This window comes from Actinomadura litoris, from assembly GCF_009733595.1.
In the GTDB taxonomy this organism is placed as follows: Bacteria; Actinomycetota; Actinomycetes; order Streptosporangiales; family Streptosporangiaceae; genus Spirillospora; species Spirillospora litoris.
The window spans coordinates 393,269-412,026 of record NZ_WOFH01000009.1 but is presented as its reverse complement, the minus strand read 5'-3'; the positions used below and the strand labels follow the sequence as shown (position 1 = coordinate 412,026).

Genomic DNA, 18,758 nt, shown 5'->3' with positions numbered 1-18,758 from the left:
ACGGGCCCTGATCGTCCGGTTCAGATGGACGTAGCAGAAGTTCAGCCCCGGCGAGGTACCCCAGTGCCCCAGCAACCGGGGCTTGATGTGCTCCGGCCGCAGCGGCTCCCGCAACAGCGGATTGCCCAGCAGATAGATCTGACCCGCCGACAGATAGTTCGCCGCCCGCCAGTACGCGTCGACCCGCCGCGCCTCGTCGTCCGTCAAACCACGTTCTGCCGAACCACGGGCCGCCGAACCGCGTTCTGCCGAACCACGGTCAGTCGAACCACGATCAGTCGAACCACGGGCCGTCGCGAGGTCGTCGGTCATGGGCGCGTCCCTCCGGGTCGGTGTGCCGCCGCAGGATCACGTCCCCGCGATCCATGCGCCCTAACCGGGGGCCGAGGAGGCCACGGCGGCGGGTGCGCGCCGTCTACCGCGCCGCCGTGGCCTCGTCCCCCCACCCCGGCTGTGGACGTCACCGGCCGTGGGGCGGCGGTCGAAGGGCCGCCGCCCCGCCCCCCAATACGAACCGGTGGGAGCGTCTCCACAAGGTGCGTTGAAGCTTGCCGCGTACCGGCGCGTAGATTCACCGGATCGGAAAACGCCTCGGCGAACGGTCCGTGACCCGCGTCGAGCGGACGGTGACCGACGCCGCCCGGACGCGACCCTCCCGGCGACCCTCCGGCGACCCTCCCGGCGGCTGTTCGGCCACTGTCCCGGCCGCGCGGCGTCTGGGATGCTACGCGGAAGATCAGGAGCGTGAGGAGGCGGAATGGGTGGATTCTTCGCCGGACGGACGCTGGCGGACCTCGGCGCGGCGCTGCGCGCGGGCACCGAGTCGGCGTCGGGGCTGCTGGAGCGGGCGCTGGAGTCGGTCGACCCGTCCCTCAACGCGTTCGTGACCCTCGACGAGGAGGGCGCGGCGGTGGCGGCGCGGCAGGCCGACGAGGAGCTCGGGTCCAGCGCCGACCGCGGTCCGCTGCACGGGATCCCGGTCGCGGTGAAGGACATCATCGACGTCGCCGGCCTGCCCACCGGCATGGGCTCGGCGCACTTCGCCGGGCACACGGCCGAGCACGACGCGGCGGTGGTGACGCGGCTGCGCACCGCCGGTGCGGTGATCGTCGGCAAGACCGGGACGCACGAGTTCGCCTACGGCGGCACCGGCGACGTCTCGGCGGACGGCCCGTGCCGCAACCCGCGCGACCCGTCCCGGATGTCGGGCGGCTCGTCCAGCGGCAGCGCGGTGGCGGTCGCGGCGGGAACGGTCCCGCTGGCGATCGGCACCGACACGGGCGGCTCGGTGCGCATCCCCGCCGCGTTCTGCGGGATCACCGGCTTCAAGCCGCGGTTCGGCGCGATCCCGACCGGCGGCGTGTTCCCGCTGGCGCGGTCGTTCGACCATGTCGGCGTGCTCGCGGGCACCCCCGCCGACTGCCGCACCGCCTACCGCGTGCTGGCCGACCTGCCACCCGGGCTGTCCGAGCCGCGCGAGCCGTTCGAGCCGCCCGAGCCGTTCGAGCCGCGGCCCGAGCCCGGCGGAAGCGTCGCCTGGATCGAGCCGCAGGAGATCGACCCGGACGTGGAGCGCGCCGTGGCGGGGACGGTCCGCGCGGTGTTCCCGGACGCCGCGTCCGTGAAGGTGGATCTGAAGGAGCTCCGCCGGGTGTTCGCGGCGATCCAGGACAGCGAGGCCTACGAGGTCCACGCCGAGCGGGTCGCCGACGCGCCGGAGCTGTTCCAGCGCCCGACGCTGGAGCGGCTGGAGCGCGCCGGGCGCACGCCCGGCTGGCGCTACGTCCGGGCGGAGCGCGAGCGCGCGGAGATCCGCCGCGAGGTCGAGGTGCTGCTGAGGCGGCACGACCTGCTCGTGCTGCCGACGATGCCGATCACCGCGCCGCCGATCGGGACGACCGGGAGCGACCTCGGCCCGCTGACCCCGCTGCTGATCAGCCTCACCTGCGCGTGGAACGTGCTCGGCCTCCCGGCGATCAGCGTCCCCGCCGGGACGGTCGGCGGCCTCCCGGTCGCCGCGCAGCTCGTCACCCGGCCGGGCGCGGAGGACCTGCTCTTCGCGGCCGCCGAGCGGCTTCGATCAGCGCCTCGGTGACGAGCCAGGCCGGGACGCCGGTGCGTTCGGCGGTGCGCACGGCCTGACGTGCCGCCTCGGGCGGGCGCGCCGCGATGACCGACGCGGCGGCGCGGACCGCGGCGAGGCGTTCCTCCACGGTCGCCAGCGCGCCCCCCGCCCGGTCGATCGCGGCGTCCACGGCCGCGTCCGCCAGCGGGGCGCGGGCGCGCAGGGCGCGGCGGACGGCCGCGCGCCCCCCGCCCCGCAGCAGGTCGGCGGGGTCGCGTCCGGGCGGGAGCGCGACCGTGTCGACCGGCCCGGGGACGCCCGCCAGCGTCTCCCAGGCGCGGACGGCGCCGGACCGCCCCGCCGGGTCGCCGTCCAGCGCGACCAGCACGCCGGTCGCGGCGAGGTCGGCGACGCCGCCGAGCGCGGCGAGCTGCGCCCCGGTGAGCGACAGCCCGCAGGCCGCCACGGCGGCGTGCCCGGCGAGCGCGACCGCGACGGCGTCGAGCGGCCCCTCGACCAGGACGGGGCGCGCCCCCGCCGCGAGCCGGTCGCGCGCCTCGTGCAGCCCGTAGAGCAGCTCGGACTTGTGGAAGAGCGCGGTGGCCGGGCCGTTGAGGTACTTCGGCCCGTCGGCGCCGTCGCGGCGGCGGCCGAGGAACCCGGCGATCGCGCCGTCCGGGGTCCGGATGGCGAACATCAGCCGGTCGCGGAACGTGTCGTGGACGCCGTCGTCGCCCTGACGGGCCAGGCCGGCCCCGACGATCTCCTCGTCGTCGTGGCCGAGCCCGCGCAGGTGGTCGGTGAGGGTGTGGGGGCCGGGCGGCGCGTGCCCGATCCGCCGGCGCCGCCGCACCCGCGCGGGGAAGCCGCGTTCCGCGAGGTAGGCGGGCACCCAGCTCTCCTCGCACCGCGTCTGGAAGAACCGGTGCGCCGCGTCCATGATCCCGGCGGCGGACGAGGCCGGCCCGCGCGCCCGCGCGTGGAGGCGTCTGCTGAGCCGCAGGATGCGGTCCCCGGCGTCCGGCCCGGCCCAGAAGGCGTTGACCGGGAAGACGGGCGGGCGCGGCTCCCAGCCGAGCCAGGCCCGCACCAGGTAACCGACCGAATCCGCCTCGACCTCGCGCAGATGGCGAACATGCTCGGCCCAGTCGAAGGCCGCCGAGGGGCCACGCGGAACGGCGGGCAGCGGTAACCCGGTCGTCTGCGCCACGTCGAACACCGCGCGCACCCCGCCGGACGGCCCGAACACGCGGATCCCGGCCTCGCCCCGGCGGACCTGCCGTCCGGCCGCCCGCCACTCCTCGTAGGAGCGGACGTCGGTCGCCGCCCGCCACTGCGCGGCGATCAGCAGCGTGTTCGTGTACCCGAACCGGCGGCCGTGCAGGACGGCGCGCTCCAGCCACCACGTCCACGGGCGCGTCCCGTCGCGCAGCCGCGCGGTCTCCCGGGACGCGATGCCCCGCAGCACGCGCTCCTCCCCGTCCAACCCCGAGAGCACGGCAGGGCCTCCTCACTCGCAGCGGGAAGCCGAAGCGGGTTATACCCACATCCGCCCGGCGCTAGAGGTAGAGGCCGAAGAACTCCTCGGGGTGGTCGAGCAGCGGCGGCAGGTCCTCCGCGGTGAGCGTGATCAGCTCCTTCTTGGACGGCATCCGCGGCGGCTTGTCGCCCTTCCTCTCCGCCCGCTTGGCCGTGACGGCGGCGGAGGCGACCCGGTCGGCCTGGTTCGCGACCGCGACGTCCAGCATGTTGCGCATCAGGCGGCCGTTGCCGAAGGACGGCCCGCGCGGCGCCCGGCGCAGCATCGAGCGCAGCACCTCCTGCGTGCCGTCCGCCATGCGGAACCCGTCGGCGGCGGCGAGCTGCTCGAACACCGTCAGCAGCTCGTCGTCGGTGTAGTCGGGGAAGTGGAGCTGCTTGGGGAAGCGCGAGTCCAGGCCGGGGTTGGCGGCGAGGAACTCGGCCATCTCCTGCTGGTATCCGGCGACGATGACGACGAGGTCCTCGCGGTGGTCCTCCATCAGCTTGACCAGCTCGGCGATGGCCTCGTGGCCGTAGTCGCCCTTCAGCGGCGACTGCGTCAGCGTGTAGGCCTCGTCGATGAACAGCACGCCGCCGATCGCGCGCTCCACCAGCCGCCGGGTGCGCGGCGCGGTCTGCCCGATGTACTCCCCGACCAGGTGCGCGCGGGACGCCTCGACCAGGTGCCCCGACGACAGCACGCCGAGCCGCCGGTAGATGCGGCCGAGCAGCCGCGCGACCATCGTCTTGCCGGTGCCGGGGTTGCCGGTGAACACCATGTGCCGGGTCGGCGGGGTGATGCGCAGCCCGGACTCGCCGCGCAGTCGCGCCGCGTGCGTGCCCGCGACCAGCAGCGCGATCTCGTGCTTGACGGTCTCCAGCCCGGTGAGGTCGCGCAGCTCGGCGAGCGGGTTGCCGATGGACTGCGCCGTGTCGAGCGTCTCGGGGATGTCCTGCTTGCGGACGACCAGCTCCCCGCCGTCGGCCGTCCGCGCCCTGACGGCGGCGACGACCTGGTCGGCGAGGTGGGGCGCGAGGCGCGCGTTGCGGAGCGTCTGCGTCGGCGGGGTCGCCTCCAGCAGCGCGCCCGCCGCCTCGATCGCGTGCCGGGTCGCCCGCACGCCGTGCTTGTCCAGCGCCCGCCGGAACAGCTCGGCGTGGCCGCCCGCGTCGAACGGCCGGGTCCGCGCGATCCGGAACCGCTGCGGCAGGACGGGGTTGATCTCGCGGATCCGCTCGTCGCCGCCGGTGTCGCACAGCGCGACGAGCTGGAGGTCGGGGTGGACGGCCAGCAGCCGGTGCAGCTCGGCGGCGAGCGCCTCGCCGTTGCCGGGGTCGGCGACGACGCCGTCCAGCCCCTCGATGATCAGCAGCCGGTCGCCGGCGCAGTCGCGGGCGTCGGCGTGCAGCTTGGCGACCGCGTCGGAGAGCCGCTGCCCGGAGAACAGGTTGTCGGTGACCCACAGCGGGTCGCGGCCGAGCGCGAGCGCCTTGCCGAGCTCCTGCGCCGCGTCCCGCTTGCCGGTGCCGTCGGGGCCGGTGAGCAGCAGCCGGACGGGCTCCTTGCCGCGGGTCAGCTCGTCCAGCGCCGCCGTCACCTCCGGCTGACCGACCAGCGAGGTCGCCAGCTCGGGGCGCGCGGCCGGTTCGGCGACCGCGCCCGAGGTGACCCGCAGCTCCTCGATCAGCGGGTTCACGACGTGGCGGCGCGGCGCGTACAGGCGCCGCAGGTCGGTCTGGAACTGCCCGACGGGGATCCACTCGGCCTTCGGGAACCACGGGTCGCCCGGCAGGCCCTGCACGATCGCGACGAAGCGCATCGACATGTCGAGCCAGGCCCGGCACGCGTCCGCCGCGCCCGACACCAGCGCGCGGACGAGCCACGCCCGCGTCTGCTCCTGCCACGCGCCCGCCTTGAACCCGCGGCGCTCGCCGCTGAACCGCTGCTGCAGCTCGCGGTAGCGGTCCTCGCCGAGCGCGACCGCCAGCTCCGCCGGGACGTGCTCCAGGCTGCCCTGGAGCAGCAGCTGGATCAGGTGCGACTCGACGGACTCCTCGCGCGGCGCGACGTTCGTCAGGTGCTCGTAGGCGGCGAGCAGCCCGGCGCACACCCACTCCAGGTAGCCGACCGGGCCGAGCAGCTCGGGGATGGACGCGACGGCCGCGTCGTCGGCGTGCGCGTGCCAGTGCTCGCGCAGCTCCATCTTCGGCAGGTTCACATCGCACGCGGGCGGGTCGTCGTAGAGGCGCAGCAGCGCGCGGCGCCGCTCGTCCAGCGGCTCGATGCCCTCCAGCACGCCGAGGCACTCGCGGGCCAGCTCGATCGCCAGCTCCCGGTCGGGCGCCTCGACCAGCCAGTCGACGGGGGGACGCCAGCGGCCGCCCGGCGCGTCCCAGCGCGTCATGCGGGTGCTGAGCGGGCCGGGGTTGACCAGGTGCCGGTTCAGCAGCCGCTCGGGGAGCTGCGACCACGAGCCCGCCTTGATCGCGCCGCCGCCGGGCAGGAACGCCAGGATGCCGAAGATCTCCGCGGTGACCAGCGAGGCGGGCAGGGTCAGCAGCTTGTGCTCGTCGGTGGTGAGGTCGACGGCGCGCGGGTCGGCGGCCAGGGCGTCGATCCGCGCGGCGATCTCCTCGAACAGCCCGTCCGGGACCCGCCACGGGCCGTAGGCGTAGACGTCGAGCACCGGCTCGTCGGTGAGCAGTAGCTCCAGATGCTCCGGCAGCCGCAACGCATTCTCCCCAAGAGTGATCAAAGCAGAGGTACAGCCTACGTTTCCGTAGGGGGTGCTGGTTTAGCGGTCAGGCGCGGCACGGGTATTGGGACGAGCACGTTTCCACGACGCGCCAGGCGGAGCCAGTGACGGGTATCACATCGCGCCCCGAAACTTTTCTCCACGCCGCGTGTCCGCCCCCGGATTCAGGGGGTGCGGCGCAGCGACTCGACGGCGAGCCGCGCGGAGGTGCCGATCACCGCGTCCGCCTGCGGCAGGACGGCGTTCGGCAGCAGCGAGCGGGTGAAGACGGCCACGGCGTACCGGCCGCCGTCGGGGTACTCCACGACCCCGACCTCGTTGCGGATCGTCGGCAGCGTCCCGGTCTTGCCGCTGACCACGACGTCGTCGAAGGGGAACCCCGACGACAGCCGGTGCGGCCACACCTGGAGGCCGAACAGCCGCCGCATCGCCGCGCACTCGGCGGCGGGGGCGGCCTCGTCCCGCCAGACGGCGCCGAGCAGCCGGGTCATCTCGCGCGGGGTGCTGCGGCTCGTCAGGACGGGGTCGAGCGCGCGCAGCCGGTCGAGCACGCCGGGCTCGTCGAGCCGCTCCCACACCTCGCCGAAACTGTCCGCCTCCGCGTCGGCCAGCAGCGTCTCGAACAGGTCCCGCCCGCTGCCCTCGACGCGCGTGCGGCGCAGGCCGAGGTCGGCGGCGGCGGCGTTGACCGCGTCCAGCCCGACCCGCTCCAGCAGGACGTCGGCGGACGCGTTGTCGCTCACCGCGATCATCAGGCAGGCGAGGTCGCGCAGCGACACCCGCACCTCGTCGAGCAGCGCCGACAGCCCGGTCGGCCCGGCGGTGCGGTCCTGCGGGCGCAGCGTGAGCTGCTCGGTGGGGTCGAGCACGCCGTCCGCGACCTGCCGGTAGAACGCCACGAGCAGCGGCACCTTGAACACCGACGCGAGGACGACCGGCGCGTCGGCGCGGAGCCCGACCTCCCGCCCGGTGTCGATGTCGGCGGCGTGCAGGTAGCCGGTGACGCCCGCGTCGCGGAACGCCGCCTCGATGCGCCGCGTCCCGGCCGTCCCGGGCCCGGTGGTGTCCCGTCCGGTCGCGCTCACGCCAGGAACCCCGAGGACGGGCGCGGGACGACGCGGCGGGCGGGCGCGCGGTCCAGCGGCGTCATGCCCGCCTCGCGGCGCAGCACGGCGGTGGCGACGGCGGCGAAGTCGGCGACGCCGTCCGGCGGGTCGGGGGCGCGCCACGCGCACGAGGTGCGCAGCGACAGCGGCTCGCCCGCCAGCGGCCGCCAGACGACACCGGGCGTCGATCCGTCGGCGGCGCGCGGGACGAGCGCCACGGCCGTCCCGGCGAGGACGAGCCCGACCGCGAACTGCGGGTGCCGGGCCTCGTGGACGGCGGGCGGCGCGTACCCGTGCCTGCGGCAGGCCGCGAGCAGCTCGTCGTGGCTCCCGGGGGCCTCCTCGCGCGGGAACGTGACGAGGTCGTGGGCGCCGAGGTCGGCCAGGTCCACCTCGGCGTCCTGCTCCCCGCCGCCGGGGGCGGCGCCGGCGGGGAGCAGGACGCCGAGGGGCTGGGCCAGCATCGGCCCGAACTCCAGGTCGCGCGCGGCGCACGGATGCCGGAGCACGCCCGCGTCCAGCGCGCCCTCGGCGAGCGCGCGGACCTGCTCGGCCGTGCCCGTCTCGCGCAGGTCGAGCCGCAGGTCGGGGCGGCGCTCGCGGAACGCGGCGATCAGCGCGGCGACGATCGGCCCGCCGAGGTCGCTCGGCAGCCCGGCGCGCACCGCGCGGGCGTCGCCGAGCCGCGCCCGCTCGGCGACGGAGTAGACGCGGTCCACGCGGGCGAGGATGTCGCGCGCCTCGTCCAGCAGGAGCGCGCCGGGGGCGGTCAGCTCCACCTTCCGGCTGGAGCGGTCGAACAGCCGCACGCCGAGCTCCTTTTCGAGGCGCTGGATCCGCTGGCTCAGCGGCGGCTGGGCCATGCCGAGCCGTTCCGCCGCGCGGCCGAAGTGCAGTTCCTCGGCGACCACGACGAAGCACCGCAGATGCCCCACCAGGTTCACAGGACGCGACGATATCAAATTTCATATCGCTGTAAGAACGATATCAATCTTGGACTTTTCGCTGGTCGGCTGGTGTCCTAGGGCGGCGGTGCCAACGGGGGCGCCGCGGACGGAAGGACAGGTCGATGACGCGCCGATCGCGCTGGACGCTCGTCGCCGCGGTCGCGGCGGTGGCCCTGGCCGCCGGGGCGGGCGCGGTGTGGCTCCTGCGGGACGGGGAGGGCCCCCGCGGCACCGTGGAACGCTACCTCGCCGCCTGGAACGCCGGGGACCTCGCCGCGATGCGGAGGCTGACCGACGGCCCGCCCGCCGACTTCGAGCAGAGGTTCACCCGCATGCGCGACGACCTCGGCGTCTCCCGGCAGCGGTACACGGTCGCCTCGGTCGGTCGCCCGAAGGACGGGAGGGCCGGTTCCTCCTACGGCGCCGAGCTGACGCTCGCCGGGTCCCGGACGTGGTCGTACTCCGGGCAGCTCCCGCTCGCCGAGCGCGACGGGAAGTGGCGCGTCCGCTGGTCGCCCGAGGTCATGTACCCGACGCTCAAGGAAGGGCAGCGGCTCCGCGCCGCCCGGACCTGGCCGACCCGGGCGGGCATCTCGGCGGCGGACGGCGGCGACCTCGGCGGTTCGCCGTCGGGCTCGGTGCAGCAGCTCGTGGGGCCGCTGGGCGCCGCGTCCGCCGAGGCCGCCAAGGGGCTCGGCGCCCCCTACCGGAAGGGCGACACGATCGGCACCGAGGGCCTCCAGAAGCAGTACGAGCGGCGGCTCGCCGGGACGCCCGCGCTCGCCGTGCAGATCGTCGGCGCGGACGGCGCGCCGGTGAAGACGCTCCAGCGGTTCGGCGGCGCCGACGGGCGCCCGCTGCGCACGACGCTCGACCCCGCGACGCAGAAGGCCGCGGGCGAGGCGCTGGCGGGCGCCGCCAAGCCCGCCTCGCTGGTCGCGCTCCGCCCGTCCACGGGGGAGATCCTCGCGGTCGCGAACAAGCCCGGCGGCTACAACCGGGCGCTGATGGGCCGCTACCCGCCCGGCTCGACCTTCAAGATCGTCACGGCGGCGGCGCTGGTCGCCGGGGGGATGGACGCGCGGACGCCGGTCCCGTGCCCGGCCACCACGTCCGTCGGGGGCCGCTCGTTCCACAACTACCGCTTCGAGGACTTCGGGACGGTCCCGCTGCGCGAGGCGTTCGCGCACTCGTGCAACACCACGTTCGCGCGGCTCGCCGTCGACAAACTCGGCGTGCGGCGGGTGGCGCAGGTCGCGTCCCAGTTCGGGTTCAACGCGCCGATCGTCGGCGGGCTGCCCGCCGTCCGCGCCGCCTTCCCCGCGACCAAGGACGACACCGCCTTCGCCGCCGCCTCGTTCGGGCAGGGCGAGGTGCTCACCAGCCCGCTCAACATGGCGAGCATCGCGGCCGCCGCCGCGAACGGCACCTGGCGCTCGCCGCGCCTCGTGGACGCCTCCCTCGCCGCGCAGGCCGCCGACGCCGGGGGCCGCCGTCCCGAGCCGCCGCACCCGCTGGAGCCCGCCGTGAAGGCCGCCCTGCACTCGCTGATGCCCGCCGTCGTCAGCGAGGGCACCGCGTCCGGCGTGGACTTCCCGTCCGGGACGGCGGGCAAGACCGGCACCGCCGAGTTCGGCGAGGGCAGGAACCCGCCGACCCACGCCTGGTTCGTCGGCTACCGGGGCGACCTCGCGTTCGCGGTGATCGTCGAGGGCGGCGGCACCGGCGCGGAGGCCGCCGCGCCGATCGCGGCCGCGTTCCTGAAGGGGGCCCGCGGCTAGCGCCGGGCGTCAGAGCCAGTCGCGCCGCTTGAAGACCAGGTACAGGCCGACGCTGCAAACGACGATGACGATCGAGCTGACGACGAACCCGTCGTGCTCGGAGAACCCGGGATAGGGGACGTTCTGCCCGTAGAAGCCGGTCACGGCGGTCGGCACCGCGATGATCGCCGCCCAGCTCGTGACCTTCTTCATCACCTCGTTCATCCGGTTGCCCTGCAACGCGAGCCGCGTGTCGATGAGGTTCGCGACCAGGTCGCGCAGCCCGTCGGTCGACTCGGCGACGCGGAGCGTGTGGTCGTAGACGTCCTGGAAGTAGGGCACCAGCGCCGGCGGGACGATCCGCAGGTCGCGGCGCAGCAGCGTGTTGAGGACCTCCCGCATCGGCAGCGCCACCCGGCGCAGCGCGATGAGGTTCTTGCGCAGCTCGTAGCTGCGCAGTTGCATCTCCCTGACCGGGAACGACTCGTCGAAGACCAGGTCCTCGACCTTGTCGGCCTCCTCGTCCAGCGCGGTCGCCGCGTCCAGCTGCCGGTCGACGATCATGTCGAGCAGCCCGTAGAGCAGGTACGCGGCGCCGGTCCCGGCGGCGTCGCCGCCGAGCCCGTCGTCCCAGCGGTGGATCAGCGCGTCGACGTCGATGCCCGGGTCCTGCCGGATGGTCACCAGCGCCCGCTCGGCCAGGAACGCCGACACCTCGTGCAGGACGAGGTCGCCGCCGTCCACCCGGGGGACGTAGGCGTTGAGGAACGCGTACCCCTGGTAGCGGTCGAACTTGGCGCGCTCGTGCCGGGAGACCGCGTCCTCGACCGCGACGTGGTCGAGCCCCAGCTCCTCGCTGATCACCCGCAGGTCCTCGTGGCGCGGCGCGCACAGGTCGAGCCAGACCACCACGTCCGGCCGCTCCAGGTAGTCGCTCACCTCCGCGACCGGGAACCCCTCCGCCTCGACCCTCCCGTCCAACCAGGCCCGGGTGCGCGGGGGCGCGCCGCCGATGCGGTTGCCGGGGTGCGCGACATCGGTCTCGGAAGGATGCGATCCCATGGGCCCCTCTATACCCCCGCTTCGCGTTCGACTCGCCCCTCGGCGCGCGGGGGCGGGGCCGTGGAGCCGCGCACGATCAGCCGGCCGCGCAGGACGCGGCGGGCCGGGCGGCCGCCGTCCAGCAGCTCCAGCAGCGCCTCCATGCCGCGCGCGCCCAGCTCCTCGGCGGGCAGCCGGACGGTGGTCAGCTCCGGTTCCAGCGCCGTCGCGAGCAGCACGTCGTCGAACCCGGTGACCGACAGGTCGGACGGCACGTCCAGGCCGAGCGCCCGCGCCGCCTTGTAGGCGCCGGCGGCGATCAGGTCGTCATCGCAGACCAGCGCGGTCGGGCGGTCGGGGCCGGCGAGCAGCCGCGCGGCGGCGTCCCGGGCGGCGCCGACCTCGATCGCGCACGCGGCGCGCGTCAGCGTGCCGCCCGCCCGCGCGGTGACGGCGGCGAGCGCCTCGGCGCGGGCGCGGAACGTCCACTGGTCGACGGCCGCCGCGACGTGCCCGATCCTGCGGTGGCCGAGCCCGACGAGGTGCGCGGCGATCGAGCGCATCCCCTCCGCGACGCCGAACCCGACCGTCGGCACCGGGCCCGACGGGTCGCTGTCGAGCATCACGGCGGGCGTGCCCCGGAACTCCGCGAGCGCCTCGACCTCCATCGAGGACGCGAGGATGCCGTCGATCGCCTCGCGCGGCGCCGCGAACGGGCTCCCGGCGGGGCCCGCCGCGTCGTCCGGCCACACGTAGGCGACCACGCCGAAGCCGTGCCGCGCGGCGACCCGCACGGCGCCGGTGTGGACGGGCCCGAAGAACGGGGCGGTGAGCGTCGGCACCATCAGCAGCACGGTGCGGGTGGTGCCGAGGCGCAGGTTCCGCGCCGCCTGGTTCGGTCGGTAGCCGAGCCGCTCGGCGGCCTCCCGCACGCTCGCCGCCGTCGCCGGGGAGATACGGCCCGACCATTTCCCGCCCAGCACGAGCGAGACCGTGGACTGCGAGACACCGGCCTCGTGCGCCACGTCCTTGCTGGTGGGACGGCTGGTCGCGGGCACCCTGCGCCTCCCTGCGCGCGCGCCTGACGGCCGCTGCGGTCATCTGACGGTGACGGAACTTCCCCAGACTAGGGCCGGGACGCCCAGTGGTACGTATGATGCGTCGAGTACTACGTATGACTTCACCCGAACCGGGGGACGGATGCGTGCCTACGTCGACTTCCTGCGCCGCCCCTACGCGGGCCGGCTCCTGGGCGGCACCCTGCTCGGCCGGCTGCCGAACGGCATGGGCATGCTCGCCGTGGTCCTGCACGTCCGCGCGGACGGCGGCGGCTACCCCCTCGCGGGCACCCTCGCCGCGCTGCTCGGGCTCGCGATGGCGGCGGGGCAGCCCGTCCTCGGCCGCGCGATGGACCGGTTCGGCCAGATCCGCGTGCTGCTGCCCGCCGTCGTCGCGTCCGCCGCCGGGTTCGCGGCCTTCGCCGCGGTCGGCGCCGCGCCGCTGCCGGCGGCGGTCGCGGCGGTGTTCGTCGCCGGTTTCGCGACCCCGCCGCTGGAGGCCGGGCTGCGCGCGCTCTGGCCGGACGTCCTGGACGGCCCCGAGCAGGTCGACGCCGCCTACGCGCTCGACGCCGCCGCGCAGGAGATCCTGTTCACCGCCGGACCGCTGATCGTGGTCGCGGCGGCGGCGGTCAACACCGAGACGGCGCTGCTGCTGACCGGGCTGCTCGGCGTGGCCGGGACGCTGGTGGTCGCGCTGTCGGGGCCGTCCCGGCGGTGGCGGGGCGCGCCGCGCGCCTCCGACTGGGCCGGGCCGCTGCGCTCGCCGGGGCTGCGCGTCCTGCTGACCGCGCTGGCCTGCGCGGGGATCGCGCTCGGCGTGTACGCGGTCGCGGTCGTCGCCTACGCCGAGCGGCTCGACTCGGGCGTCGCGTCCGGGCTGCTGCTGGCCTGCATGGCGGCGGGCGCGCTGGTCGGCGGGCTCGTCTACGGCGCCCGGCGCTGGGTCGGCGAGGCGCACCGGCGGCTGCCGTGGCTGATGGCCGCGCTCGCCGCCGGGTACGTCCCGCTCGTCCTCGCGCCGGGCCTCGCGGCCATGTCGGTGCTCGCGTTCGCCAGCGGCGTGTTCCTCGCGCCCACGCTGGCGTGCAGCTTCACGCTCGTGGACCGGCTCGCCCCGAGCGGCACCGTCACCGAGGCGTTCGCGTGGGTGGTCGCGGCGGTCGGCGCGGGCAGCTCGCTCGGCTCGGCGGTCGCCGGACTCGGCCAGGACGTCGCGGGCGTCCCCGGCGCGTTCGCGGGCGCGGGCGGCGGCGGCGTGCTGGCCCTGGCGATCTGCCTGGTCGGCGGGCGGACCTTCCGTCCCGTCCAGGACACCCCGCAGTGGCGTGCCGACGAAGCCGAGGAAGCCGCCTAGGGGACGCGCGGGACGCCCACCACCCGCACCCCTCAGGCCGACGCCGCACCGCGCCGAGGGGGACAGGTCGCGTGGAGGTGCGCCCTTCGGTTCGGGACGCGCGTCCGGCCCGGAGGAGGCGGGGTCAGACCCAGGTGCCGAACCAGATCCGGGCGTGCCAGTCGTCGTAGGGGAGGGTCTGCGCGGCCAGGATCGGATAGAAGTAGGCGAAGTTCGCCAGGACCACCAGCAGGAACGCGCCCGCCGCGGCGGCGCCGATGACGCGGCGCAGCCCCGCCGGGGGCGGCGGTTGCAGGCGCTGCGCGGTCGCTCCGGCGCCTTCCGGGACGTCGTCCAGGGGGTGGCCGAAGTCCGGCGGGTCGGCGCGGGGGACGGACGCGGCGTGCGCCCCCGCCGTCGTCGACGCCGGGCCGATCAGGTAGCCCAGCACCAGCACCACCGCGAGCACCATGAACGGGATCATCGGCGTCGCGTAGAACAGGAACATCGTGCGGTCGGCGAACGCCGAGGGGAACCAGGTCAGCCAGCCCGCGAGGAAGCCCATCAGGATCGCGCCCGCCCGCCAGTCGCGCAGGACCAGCCACAGCAGCAGGACGCCGACGAGGGCGGCCAGCGCGCCCCACCACAGCGCGGGCGTGCCGATGCCGAGGATCTCGCGGGAGCAGCGCGCGGCGCCGCAGCCGGACTTGGGCTCGTTGTAGAAGAACGCGACCGGGCGGCGCAGGATCGGCCAGTCCCACGGCCAGGACTGGTAGGGGTGCGAGGCGTCCAGGCCGGTGTGGAAGTGCAGCATCTCCTTGTGGTAGTGCCACAGGTCGGGCATCGCCTCGACCGGCCGCCACAGCGGGTTCCCCGACACCTCGCCGCGTCCCCAGCCGCCCGGCTTGAAGATCCACCCCCACCAGGACGCGATGTAGGCCACCACCGCGACCACGACGAGCTGGACGAACGCGGGCCCGGCCTCCAGCAGCAGCGTCCCGGCGGCCGGCCGCCGGACGGCTGCGGCGCGGCGGGCGCCGTAGTCCCACAGCACGACCATGAGGCCGAACCCGGCGATGTAGAACACGCCCGTCCACTTGGTGGCGCAGGCCAGGCCGAGACAGACCCCGGCTCCCCACCGCCATCCGTGCATGAGGAACGGCCCGTAGGGCGAGGGGTCCCCGCCCTCGATCCGCTCCGCGAGTTGGCGGCGGGAGCGGTCGCGGTCGTTCACCAGGCAGGCGAACCCGGCCAGGACCCAGAACATCACGAAGATGTCGAGCAGCGCGGCCCGGCTCGTGACGAACTGGAGGCCGTCCAGCGCCAGCAGCAGCCCGGCGGCGCAGCCGAGCAGCGTCGAGCCGGTCATCCGCCGCGCGACCCGGCACAGGATCAGCACCGACAGCGTCCCGACCAGCGCGGGGACGAACCGCCACCCGAACGGCGTCGCGCCGAACAGCCACTCGCCGATCGCGATCATCCACTTGCCCATCGGCGGGTGGGCGACGAAGGAGGGCCCGTCCGACCAGATGTCCGCGTGCCGGTCGGCGATCAGCATCTTGTCGGCGTTGTCGACGGTGTTGTGCTCCCAGCCGAACCTCCACAGCGCGAGAGCGTCCTTGGCGTAGTAGGTCTCGTCGAAGACCACCGCGTGCGGCGACCCCAGCCGGTAGAAGCGCAGGAAGCCCGCGAGGGCCGTGACCAGCAGCGGGCCGAGCCAGCCGGCCAATGCGCCGCCGGGGATCGCGGGGGCGAGCCATTCCCGGAGGGTGGGGGTCCGCCGCCGCGGTGAGGCCACCGGGGCGGCTACCAGATCCGTCGTCGCCATCCTGCAATCGTAAGGGCGGACTCCGGCGGCATCGGGCGATCTCCACCGCGCCGGACGAACCGCCCGCCGGGCGGGCCGATGGGAAGGGGCCGGTGGGACAGGGCCGGTGGGACAATGGCGGCGTGATGGGGACCTTGCTGCTGGGGGCGGCGCCGATCGGGCGGCCCGAGGACGCGTCGGAGCGGCTCCGGGCGGCGCTGGCGGGCACCCCGGTGATCGCCGCCGAGGACACCCGGCGGCTGCGGCGGCTCGCGGGCGACCTCGGCGTCGAGCTGTCGGCGCGAATCGTGTCCTACTACGACCAGAACGAGCGGGCCCGGGCCGCCGAGCTGCTGGCCGAGCTGCTCGCCGGACGCGACGTCCTGGTGATCACCGACGCGGGGATGCCGGGCGTGTCGGACCCGGGGTACCGGCTCGTCCGCGCGGCGGTGGCGGAGGGGGTGCCGGTCACGGTGCTGCCGGGGCCGTCCGCCGTGACGACCGCGCTGGTGGTGTCGGGCCTGCCCACCGACCGGTTCTGCTTCGAGGGGTTCCCGCCGCGCAAGCGGGGGGAGCGGGCCCGGCGCCTGGAGGCCCTCGCCCGGGAGCCCCGCACGATGGTGTTCTTCGAGGCGCCGCACCGGCTGGAGGAGACGCTCGCCGCGATGGCGGAGGCGTTCGGCGCCGGCCGTCCGGCGGCGGTCTGCCGGGAGCTGACCAAGACCTACGAGGAGGTCCGCCGGGGCCCGCTCGGCGATCTGGCGGCCTGGGCGCGGGACGGCGTGCGCGGCGAGATCACCGTGGTCGTCGGCGGCGCGCCCGAGCCCGAGGGCCTGTCGGAACCGGCCGACCTGGCCGCCGCCGTGGCCGTCCGGGAGGACGCCGGGACCCCGCGCAAGCAGGCGATCCAGGAGATCGCCAAGGAGAACGGCGTGCCGAAGCGGGTCGTCTACGACGCCGTCGTCCAGGCCAGGGGATAGGCCGGGGCCGCGCCGCCGGGCGGGGCCATGAAACCCGCACCTAATAGACACCCCACTCGGAGCTGTCTAACCACCGGATCCGGGGAATAACTCGTCGGGCGACATGTTCGGGGTGAATAGGGGATGAAGCGCATGGGATCGACGCGCTGCGTGACGTGTGCGTACCCGGCGTCACAAGGGGATGAGGGCCATGCATGACACATGGTCAGACCACGAGATGTGGGTCTATGAATGCCTGGCCTGCATGACGAGCTGGGACGAGCAGTTCGAGGTCCGCCACTACGACGACGGGCACGGCGGCGAGGCGGCGGTGTACGAACGGGGCGGCCAGCGCTGCACGACGCCCTGGACCGACCACGTCTGCCCCAACTGCCAGAGCCAGAACATCAAGGTGTTCTCCAAACCGCTCGGCAGGCAGGCGGAGGTGCCGAAGGCCCGCGCCGACGGCGACGTCGCGATGGTCTTCCACCTCCGGCGCCTGCACGCCTGGTAGAGCGCTCCAGCCGGTGGCACGCCCGTCCCGCGACCTCCGATCAGGTCGCGGGGTCGGGCGCGGCGACCCCGGCGGGGCCCTCCTCCGCGGTCACGTCCTCGGCGGCCCGGTCCGGGCCCCCGTCGATGCGGCCCATCCGGCGGACGCGGCGCCCCAGCGCGGCGAAGCGCGCCCTGACCTCCGGGCTGAACGTCATCCCGGCCGCGAGCGCGGCCAGCGGGACGGCGGGCAGCACGTACCGGTAGTCGAACTCGGCGGTCGCGGCGGGCGCGAGCAGCAGCCCGACCGCGAGCGTCCACGGCAGGAACGCCACGCCGCCGAACCGCCGCCACAGCGGCACCATCCCGGCGAGCCCCATCGCCAGGACGGCGGCGAGCATCGTCCCGCGCAGGAAGACGTGGTCCTGGTAGCCCCGGATCAGCCCCGCGAACGGCTCGACCACGCGGGTGCGGGCGTTGCCGTTCTCGTAGGCGTTCGCCTCGTCGGCGGCGGTGACGCCCGAGCCCATGTTCCAGTCGGGCAGCGGCTTGCTCACCTTGCGGAACTCGTACTGGTTGTAGGTGGCCTCGTCGGGGAAGACGGTGCGGTTCCACCGGAACACCTTGAGGAAGTCGTGCGCGACGACCCGGGCGTAGTCGACGGGCTGGGACAGGATCACGCGCTTGGAGTAGTCGTTGGCGAGCCTGTCGTTCTCGGGGCTGAACCGCTTGCCGGTGTAGCGGTTGAGCGGGGACGCCTGGTTCCAGATGCCGTCCTGGGAGTTCGGCAGCCGGTTCACCCGCTCGGTGCACAGCGCGTACTCCTCGACCGGCAGGTCGTGGACCTTGTGGCAGTCGGCGAACTTGTAGACCCGCGAGTACAGGAAGATGCCGTTGCTCTCGGTGATGGCGAACTTGCCGGTCTCGGCCTTGTACCAGCCCATGTAGCCGAGGATGGGCAGCACGCACGCCACGAGCGTCACGGCCATGAGCCGCCAGCCGCTGCGCCGCACCAGCATGTAGGCGAGCACGCCCAGCAGCACCGGCATGCCGACCGACCGGGTCAGCCACGCCAGCGCGATGATGAGCCCCACCGAGGCGGCGATCTTCCAGGTCGGGCGGTCGTGCCACAGCAGCAGCGTCACCGCGCACATCACCAGGAAGGTGAACATCGTGTCGGACAGGACGAGCTCTTCGAGCTGGATCTGGTAGCCGTCCAGCAGCACCGGCGCCGCCGCGAGCGCGGCGCCCCAGCCGGGCAGGGTGAACCTGCGGCGCAGCAGCATGTAGATCATCACGCCCATGCCCAGGCCCATCAGGTGCTGGACGAGCGCGACGAGCGCGAAGCTGTGGAAGGGCTTCAGCCCGATCAGCAGGAACGAGTAGCCGTCCGGCCGCAGCGGGTGCGGGTAGGGGTCCGTCGCGACGTGCAGGTAGTCGAAGGTGTCGTTGAAGTACATCGCGGGCTGGTAGCCGATCATCGCGACCAGCCGCAGCAGCGCCGCTGTGGTGATGATCACAGTGAACGCGGGGTGTCGCCGCACCGTCGCCCACAGTCCGGCGGCGCGCCCCCGGCGGCCCTCGTCCTCCTGCGCGGGCGGCTCGTCCACCGCCGGTGAATCGCCGGGCTCGCCCGGCTTGCCCGTGTCTTCTTCGAGGTCAGTGCCCGTGCCGGGCCCCGGCTCGACCTCGGTCGCCGAATCGGTGACCGTCGTTGTGCCCCCGGGCGTGTCGCCGGACGTGCCGGACGCGGCGTCCCGAGCCGCCTCGTCGAGCGCGGCCTGCTCCAGCGCGCCCCCGTCGAGTACGGTGCCGTGCGGCGATTCCCCCGCCACTACCGCACCTCCCCTTCCATGCCTGGTGTTCCGCCTGGTGGCAGTGCGTTTCCCGCGAGCGTCACAGCCGACCCA

Annotated in this window: 14 protein-coding genes; 5 read left to right on the top strand and 9 right to left on the bottom strand. The window is 74.8% G+C overall.

The window, feature by feature from the left end; genetic code table 11:
- The coding region (locus GNZ18_RS25980) for a phosphoketolase family protein (RefSeq protein WP_216651444.1) at positions 1–312 on the bottom strand (312 nt) is incomplete at its 3' end.
- A 445-nt stretch (positions 313–757) separates the two neighbouring features.
- On the opposite strand from GNZ18_RS25980, the gene GNZ18_RS25975 reads away from it, so the two are divergent.
- Entirely contained in the window at positions 758–2,095 is a 1,338-nt protein-coding gene (locus tag GNZ18_RS25975) for an amidase (RefSeq protein WP_156219118.1), read from the top strand.
- On the opposite strand, the gene GNZ18_RS43790 is transcribed toward GNZ18_RS25975, so the two are convergent.
- From GNZ18_RS43790 to GNZ18_RS25955, 4 genes are all read right to left on the bottom strand, one after another.
- Positions 2,028–3,563 (bottom strand): toprim domain-containing protein, encoded by a 1,536-nt coding sequence (locus GNZ18_RS43790; RefSeq protein WP_156219117.1) that lies wholly within the window; start codon positions 3,561–3,563, stop codon positions 2,028–2,030. The genes GNZ18_RS25975 and GNZ18_RS43790 overlap by 68 nt on opposite strands.
- Positions 3,564–3,624: 61 nt before the next feature.
- On the bottom strand, positions 3,625–6,318 hold the full coding sequence (locus GNZ18_RS25965; protein ID WP_156219116.1) for an AAA family ATPase: 2,694 nt from the start codon (positions 6,316–6,318) through the stop codon (positions 3,625–3,627).
- Positions 6,319–6,506: 188 nt separating this feature from the next.
- Entirely contained in the window at positions 6,507–7,427 is a 921-nt protein-coding gene (locus tag GNZ18_RS25960) for a serine hydrolase (RefSeq protein ID WP_312874739.1), read from the bottom strand.
- Positions 7,424–8,392, bottom strand: a complete 969-nt coding sequence (locus GNZ18_RS25955; RefSeq protein ID WP_312874738.1) for a LysR family transcriptional regulator — start codon at positions 8,390–8,392, stop codon at positions 7,424–7,426. The genes GNZ18_RS25960 and GNZ18_RS25955 overlap by 4 nt, the downstream gene beginning before the upstream one ends.
- A gap of 125 nt (positions 8,393–8,517) precedes the next feature.
- Between GNZ18_RS25955 and GNZ18_RS25950 the strand changes: the two genes are divergently transcribed.
- Complete coding sequence (locus GNZ18_RS25950; protein ID WP_156219115.1) at positions 8,518–10,176, top strand: penicillin-binding transpeptidase domain-containing protein; 1,659 nt, start codon at positions 8,518–8,520, stop codon at positions 10,174–10,176.
- A gap of 9 nt (positions 10,177–10,185) precedes the next feature.
- Here the strand turns inward: GNZ18_RS25950 and GNZ18_RS25945 are convergent, their stop codons facing one another.
- Both GNZ18_RS25945 and GNZ18_RS25940 read right to left on the bottom strand, forming a co-directional pair.
- On the bottom strand, positions 10,186–11,217 hold the full coding sequence (locus GNZ18_RS25945) for a magnesium transporter CorA family protein (protein ID WP_156219114.1): 1,032 nt from the start codon (positions 11,215–11,217) through the stop codon (positions 10,186–10,188).
- Between the two features lie 8 nt (positions 11,218–11,225).
- Positions 11,226–12,254, bottom strand: a complete 1,029-nt coding sequence (locus GNZ18_RS25940; RefSeq protein ID WP_214620826.1) for a LacI family DNA-binding transcriptional regulator — start codon at positions 12,252–12,254, stop codon at positions 11,226–11,228.
- A gap of 142 nt (positions 12,255–12,396) precedes the next feature.
- Between GNZ18_RS25940 and GNZ18_RS25935 the strand changes: the two genes are divergently transcribed.
- Positions 12,397–13,611, top strand: a complete 1,215-nt coding sequence (locus tag GNZ18_RS25935) for an MFS transporter (protein ID WP_156219113.1) — start codon at positions 12,397–12,399, stop codon at positions 13,609–13,611.
- Positions 13,612–13,735: 124 nt separating this feature from the next.
- Here the strand turns inward: GNZ18_RS25935 and GNZ18_RS25930 are convergent, their stop codons facing one another.
- Positions 13,736–15,418 (bottom strand): dolichyl-phosphate-mannose--protein mannosyltransferase, encoded by a 1,683-nt coding sequence (locus tag GNZ18_RS25930; protein ID WP_156219112.1) that lies wholly within the window; start codon positions 15,416–15,418, stop codon positions 13,736–13,738.
- A gap of 125 nt (positions 15,419–15,543) precedes the next feature.
- Here GNZ18_RS25930 and rsmI point away from each other — a divergent pair, with 125 nt between their 5' ends.
- Positions 15,544–16,377 carry a 16S rRNA (cytidine(1402)-2'-O)-methyltransferase gene (gene rsmI, locus GNZ18_RS25925; protein WP_156219194.1) on the top strand — a complete coding sequence of 278 codons (834 nt, stop codon included), beginning with the start codon at positions 15,544–15,546 and terminating at the stop codon, positions 16,375–16,377.
- A 190-nt stretch (positions 16,378–16,567) separates the two neighbouring features.
- Positions 16,568–16,870: a hypothetical protein gene (locus GNZ18_RS25920; protein ID WP_156219111.1), complete on the top strand. Its 303-nt coding sequence runs from the start codon at positions 16,568–16,570 to the stop codon at positions 16,868–16,870.
- Between the two features lie 40 nt (positions 16,871–16,910).
- On the opposite strand, the gene GNZ18_RS25915 is transcribed toward GNZ18_RS25920, so the two are convergent.
- A complete protein-coding gene (locus tag GNZ18_RS25915; protein WP_312874737.1) occupies positions 16,911–18,683 on the bottom strand; it encodes a hypothetical protein in 1,773 nt (590 codons plus the stop codon).
- Positions 18,684–18,758 lie beyond the last annotated feature (75 nt).

Coding starts and splice junctions, on each gene's coding strand:
- GNZ18_RS25975 (WP_156219118.1), top strand. CDS start 758: ATGGGTGGATTCTTCGCCGGACGGACGCTGGCGGACCTCGGCGCGGCG.
- GNZ18_RS25950 (WP_156219115.1), top strand. CDS start 8,518: ATGACGCGCCGATCGCGCTGGACGCTCGTCGCCGCGGTCGCGGCGGTG.
- GNZ18_RS25945 (WP_156219114.1), bottom strand. CDS start 11,217: ATGGGATCGCATCCTTCCGAGACCGATGTCGCGCACCCCGGCAACCGC.
- GNZ18_RS25935 (WP_156219113.1), top strand. CDS start 12,397: ATGCGTGCCTACGTCGACTTCCTGCGCCGCCCCTACGCGGGCCGGCTC.
- GNZ18_RS25930 (WP_156219112.1), bottom strand. CDS start 15,418: ATGGCGACGACGGATCTGGTAGCCGCCCCGGTGGCCTCACCGCGGCGG.
- rsmI (WP_156219194.1), top strand. CDS start 15,544: ATGGGGACCTTGCTGCTGGGGGCGGCGCCGATCGGGCGGCCCGAGGAC.
- GNZ18_RS25920 (WP_156219111.1), top strand. CDS start 16,568: ATGCATGACACATGGTCAGACCACGAGATGTGGGTCTATGAATGCCTG.